The 5313-nt window shown below is 72.4% G+C and carries 6 protein-coding genes; all 6 read left to right on the forward strand.

Annotated features, from left to right (window positions below):
* Window positions 1-683 (forward strand): sensor histidine kinase (locus tag AC3XYG_RS15395; RefSeq protein ID WP_489140721.1); only part of this gene is annotated, 683 nt, incomplete at its 5' end.
* Entirely contained in the window at window positions 668-1996 is a 1329-nt protein-coding gene (locus tag AC3XYG_RS15400) for a sigma-54-dependent transcriptional regulator (protein ID WP_489140722.1), read from the forward strand. The genes AC3XYG_RS15395 and AC3XYG_RS15400, both read left to right, overlap by 16 nt.
* A 146-nt stretch (window positions 1997-2142) precedes the next feature.
* A complete protein-coding gene (locus AC3XYG_RS15405) occupies window positions 2143-2862 on the forward strand; it encodes a hypothetical protein (RefSeq protein WP_489140723.1) in 720 nt (239 codons plus the stop codon).
* A gap of 26 nt (window positions 2863-2888) precedes the next feature.
* Window positions 2889-3434: a hypothetical protein gene (locus AC3XYG_RS15410; RefSeq protein WP_489140724.1), complete on the forward strand. Its 546-nt coding sequence runs from the start codon at window positions 2889-2891 to the stop codon at window positions 3432-3434.
* 30 nt (window positions 3435-3464) lie between these two features.
* Window positions 3465-4727 carry an arsenic transporter gene (locus AC3XYG_RS15415; protein ID WP_489140725.1) on the forward strand — a complete coding sequence of 421 codons (1263 nt, stop codon included), beginning with the start codon at window positions 3465-3467 and terminating at the stop codon, window positions 4725-4727.
* On the forward strand, window positions 4721-5313 hold a 593-nt coding region (locus AC3XYG_RS15420), incomplete at its 3' end, for an MFS transporter (protein WP_489140726.1). The genes AC3XYG_RS15415 and AC3XYG_RS15420, both read left to right, overlap by 7 nt.

A 5313-nucleotide genomic window follows, 5' to 3' on the forward strand; every position in this document is an offset into this window, starting at 1 on the left:
CGCTTGCGGCGCGCGTCGCCGCGGCCGAGCGGCTGGCGGCGCTGGGCCGGGTGGCGGCCGGTGTCGCGCACGAGATCCGCAACCCGATCGCCGCGATGCGGCTGAAGGCCGAGAATGCGCTGGCCGGCGACGACACCCGGCGACGCACGGCGCTGGACGCCATCCTGGGCCAGATCGCCCGGCTGGAACGGCTGGTCGCGGAGATGCTGGCGATGACCCAGGCGAAGCAGTCGGCGGCGGCCGACACCGATGTCGCCGCCTTCCTGGCGAGCTGCATCGACACGCTGCGCGACACCGCGGCGGCCCGCGACGTCGCCCTCGCGATCGAGGCCCGGATCGGTCGCGCCGTGTTCGACCCGGAGCTGATCCGCCGCGCCCTGGAGAACCTGGTGCTGAACGCCATCCAGCATGGCCCGCCCGGCAGCACCGTGACCCTCTCGGCCGCAGCCCACGAGGCCGGGCTGCGCTTCACCGTCACCGACACCGGCCCGGGCGTCGCATCTGAGATCGCCGAGACCCTGTTCGAGCCCTTCGTCACCGGCCGGGCCGACGGCACCGGCCTCGGCCTCGCGATCGCCCGCGAACTGGCCGAGGCACATGGCGGCCACCTGCTGCTGCCCGACCCCGGCGGGAATGGCCGCGGCGCCACCTTTGCACTGGATCTGCCATGGCCACGATCCTGATCGTCGATGACGACGTGGCCCTGCGCGACGGCCTGGCCGAGGCGATCGCGGATCTCGGCCATGTGCCCGAGGAGGCGGCGGACGGCCACGCCGCGCTGGCCCGGCTGCAGCGGCCGGGCATCGACGCCGTGCTGCTCGATTTGCGCATGCCCGGCCTGGACGGGATCGAGGTGCTGCGCCGGATCCGCGCCGGCACCACCCCGCCGCCGGTCGCCATCCTGACCGCGGTGCCGACCGCGGCGAACACGATCGAGGCGATGCGGCTGGGCGCTGTCGACCACATCGCCAAGCCGATCGGCCGTGCCGACCTGGCGGCGCTGATCGGCCGGCTGCTGCCGCCGGCGGTGTCGCTGTCGGCGACATCAGGGCCGGCCGAGGCGGGCGAACTGATCGGTTCCAGCGCGGCGATGCGCACGGTGCAGAAAACCATCGGCCTGCTGGCCGACGGCGACGCGACGGTGCTGATCACGGGGGAGACCGGCACCGGCAAGGAGGTGGTGGCCCGCGCCATCCACCGCCATGGCCGGCGCGCCGGCCGGCCCTTCGTCGCCATCAACTGCGCCGCGATCCCCGCCGATCTCCTGGAAAGCCAGCTGTTTGGCCATGTCCGCGGCGCCTTCACCGGCGCGGTCGCCGATCGCCTCGGCTCATTCCGCGAGGCACAGGGCGGCACCCTGTTCCTCGATGAGATCGGCGACATGCATCTCGCCATGCAGGCCAAGCTGCTGCGCGTGCTGCAGGAACGCGAGGTGACGCCGGTCGGTGGCCGGTCGGTCGCGATCGATGTGCGGATCGTCGCCGCCACCCATCGCGACCTGGCCCGCGCGGTGGCGGAGGGCCGGTTTCGTGAGGACCTGTTCTACCGGCTCGGCGTCGTGCCGGTGGATCTGGCGCCGCTGCGCGAACGCCTGGCCGACATCCTGCCGCTGGCCGAGCATTTCCTGGCGCTCGTCTCCGGGGCCGGCCCCGCCCGGCGGCTGTCGGCCGAGGCGGCGCAGCGCCTGCTGGCCCATGGCTGGCCCGGCAACATCCGCGAGCTGCGCAACGCGATGGAACGGACTGTCGCCCTGGGCCGCGGCCCGGTGGTGACCGCCGCCGACCTGGCCTTCCTCGGCGACCGGCCGGCGGTGCCGGACGAGCCGGAGGCGCCGGACAGCGACCTGCCGGCGGCGGTGGCCCGGCTGGAGGCGGCGATGATCCGCCGCGCCCTGGCCGCCTGCGACGGCAATCGGTCGGAGGCGGCGCAGCGGCTGGGCATCCACCGCCAGCTACTCTACGCCAAGATGCGGCGCTACGGCCTGGACCTGTCGTAAGACCGGACGCTCTTTTGTCCTGAATCCGGACAAGAGGTCGCCGATCCCATTGGAATCCTCGGGAATCTCGGGCTTTGGCGTGCTGGCACGCCCCTTGCAGTCCTGACCAAGGCGGGCCGATCCGGCCCGATCCTCCGGAGGACGACATGACGATCCGATTGCGAAGTGTGGGCCGATTGCGAAGTGCGGCCCTGGCCGTGGCCCTTCTCGCCGGCGTCGCCGGTATCGCCTATGCCCAGAGTGCCGCCACCTATGATCCGTCGCAGCTGCCGGCAACCAAGGGCACGGTCGCGCAATACAGCCTGACCCCGCGCGGCGATGTCGACGGGGTGATCCTGCAGGACGGCACCGAAGTGCACCTGCCGCCGCACCTGTCGACCCAGCTGGTCTTCGCAGTCCGGCCCGGCGATGCCGTCACCATCCATGGGCTGAAGGCGATGGCCCTGCCGATGGTTCAGGCGATGTCGATCACCAACGATGCCAGCGGCCAGAGCGTGACCGATGACGGCCGCCCGGGGCCGGGACCAGGACCGAAGGGCCCTGCCGGCGACCAGGCGCTCGAGGTAACGGGCCACGTCAAGATGCAGCTGCACGGGCCGCGCGGCGAGATGAACGGCGTGTTGCTCGACGACGGCACCATCATCCGCCTGCCGCCGCCCGAGGCCGCCCGGCTGAAGGCCATGCTGGCGCCCGGCCAGTCGATCTATGCCGGCGGCGACGGTGTCGCGCTGCCATTCGGCAAGGTCATCGCCGCACGGGAAATCGGGCCGGATGCGGCACGGGCGGAAGCCATCGCGGCCCCGCCGCGTCATGGCCCTCGGCCGCCGGCCCCCGGCGCGGATGCGCCGCCGCCGCCCGCGCCCTGACACTTTCCATTCAAACGGAGACGATCATGCATTGGCTCGACCCCGACTTCCTGCCGGAGACCGCCGGCACCATCCGCCAGTTCACCCAGACCCCGCATGGCGAGACCGATGGCTTCGTGCTCGACGACGACACCTATGTCCATGTGCCGCCGCATCTGACGGCCCCGATGTTGAAGCTGTTCAGGCCCGGCGCCGCCGTGCGGGTTCGGGGCGCCCGGCTGCGGGGCGCCCCCGTCATCGCCGCCGTGGCGCTGATCGCGGCGGATGGCCGGCGTGTGGTCGATGAGGGCCCGGCCGAACACGAGAAGCCGGCCAAGATCGCCCTGGAACCGATGGCTGCCGACGGCGTTGTCCGCGTGGTGCTGTACGCGCCGAAGGGCGAACTGCGCGGCGCGGTGCTGGCCGACGGCACCGTCCTGCGGCTGGGCGGCAAGGAGGCCGAGCGGTTCGGTCCTCTGATCCGCCCTGGCCTCCGGATCGAGGCGCGGGGTAAAGGTGCGGACACGGCACTCGGCCGGGTCCTTGAAACCAAGGAGCTCGCGATTGCCGACGAGCGGCGCATCAGCGCCTGATCGCCACCGGACCAGAGGCCTACGTCCATCATGACCATCCTGACCGACAGCGCCGCCGCCACCTGGGGCATCGCGGCACTGGCCACCGCCGGCGTGATCCTGCGGCCCTGGCGGCTGCCGGAGGCGATCTGGGCAGTGGCGGGGGCCGCGGCCCTGGTCGGGTTCGGCCTGTTGTCCACCGGCGATGCGCTGACGGCGATCGGCAAGGGCGCCGATGTCTACCTGTTCCTGATCGGCATGATGCTGCTGGCCGAGCTGGCGCGGGTCGAAGGCCTGTTCGACTGGGCGGCGGCGATCGCCGCCCGACAGGCGCGCGGGTCGGCCAGCCGGCTGTTCGGCCTGACCTATGTCGTCGGGATCGTCGTCACCGTGTTCCTGTCGAACGACGCGACCGCCGTGGTGCTGACGCCCGCGGTCTATGCTGTGGCGCGGGCGGCCGGGGCGCCGCCCTTGCCTTACCTGTTCATCTGCGCCTTCATCGCCAATGCGGCCAGCTTCGTCCTGCCGATCTCCAACCCGGCCAATCTCGTGGTCTTCGGCAGCCAGATGCCGCCGCTGCTGACCTGGCTGTCCTGGTTCGCGCTGCCGTCGGTGCTGGCGATCGGCGCCACCTTCGTCGCGCTGCGGCTGACTCAGGCCAAGGCGCTGCGCGCGCCGATCGCGACCGATATCGTGGTCCCGGTCCTGCCGCCGGGCGGCCACATCGCCGCCTGGGGCCTCGGCGCCACCGCCGTGGTGCTGCTGCTCGCCTCCGGCTTCGGCCTGGATCTCGGCCTGCCGACCGCACTCGCTGGGCTGGCCACGACCGCCATCGTGCTGCTGCATCGCCGCGCCGCGCCGTGGCGGCTGGTGCGCAGCGTCTCGTGGGAGGTGCTGCCGCTGGTCGCCGGCCTGTTCGTGCTGGTCGAGGGGCTGGATCGCACCGGCGTGGTCCATCTGCTCGCCGGTACCCTGCAGCAGGCCGCGGCCGGTTCCGTCACCGGCACCTCCTGGGGCGTCGGTGCCATCGTCGCGGTCGCGACCAACCTGATGAACAACCTGCCGGCCGGGCTGATCGTGCAGTCCACTCTCACCCAGGCACCGGTGCCGCCGCAGCTGGCCGGCGCCGCGCTGATCGGCATCGACCTCGGCCCGAACCTGTCGGTCACCGGGTCGCTGGCGACCATCCTGTGGCTGGTCGCCCTGCGCCGCGAGGGCATCGAGGTCGGCGCGCTGCAGTTCCTGCGCCTCGGGCTGGTGGTGATGCCGCCGGCCCTGCTGCTGGCCCTGGCCGGCTTCCTGCTGCCATGGTGACCGTTCCGGACACCGGCGTGCCGGCCGCAGGGCGCAAGCCCGGCTTCAGCATGCGATCGCTCGATGCGATCAACTTCCTGCTCGCCGATGTGCGCGGCGCCGTCGGGCCTTATCTGAACGTCTACCTCGTGACACAGCAGGGCTGGAGCCAGTCGGCCGTCGGCCTCGTCACCATGGTCAGCGGGCTGCTGGGGCTGGTGGTGCAGACGCCGATCGGCGCGGCGATCGATGCCACCCGGGCCAAGCGCGGCGCCATCGTCCTGGCCCTGGCAGTGCTGGCGGCCGGTTCCGCCGTCATCTTCGCCCGGGCGGATTTCTGGTCGGTGCTGGTCGCCACCACGTTGATGGCCGTGGTCGGCGACGTGTTCGGACCCGCGGTTTCGGCCCTCACGCTGGGGCTGATCGGCCGCAAGGCGCTGGCCCGGCAGATGGGCCGCAACTCCGCCTTCGATCACGCCGGCAACGTGTCGATCGCCCTGCTGGCCGCCGGCATCGGCTGGCTGTTCTCGCAGCGCGCGGTGTTCCTGCTGGTGCCGGTCTTCGCCGTGCTGGCCGCCTGGGCGACGCTGTCGATCCCGGCCCGGGC

The organism is Inquilinus sp. (genome assembly GCF_057815775.1).